Source organism: Neptuniibacter pectenicola, assembly GCF_001597735.1.
In the GTDB taxonomy this organism is placed as follows: Bacteria; Pseudomonadota; Gammaproteobacteria; order Pseudomonadales; family Balneatricaceae; genus Neptuniibacter; species Neptuniibacter pectenicola.
In genome coordinates this window covers 1-266 of sequence record NZ_LUTS01000131.1, presented here as the reverse complement: position 1 = coordinate 266, position 266 = coordinate 1, and the positions used below count along the sequence as shown (strand labels likewise).

Annotated in this window: 1 pseudogene; it reads right to left on the bottom strand. The window is 43.6% G+C overall.

The features are described 5' to 3' along the window. Positions 1 to 266, bottom strand: a pseudogene (locus A3773_RS17205) (oxaloacetate decarboxylase); the annotation flags it as partial.

Here is a 266-nt window from a genome sequence, read left to right as displayed (position 1 = left end):
AGTACCGACAATTTGCGATGTTGGCGTTACGAGCGGAATTAAACCTAAATCTTCACGAACTCGTGGAATCTCCTCTAGAACAGCATCAAATTTATCTGCTGCGCCTTGCTCACGTAATTGGCTTTCCATGTTGGTCAACATACCGCCCGGCACCTGAGCAATTAGAATTCGAGAATCCGTACCTCGCAAAGAGCCTTCAAACTTAGCGTATTTCTTACGAACATTACGAAAGTATGAGGCGATCTCTTCTAGTTTTTCTAAATCGA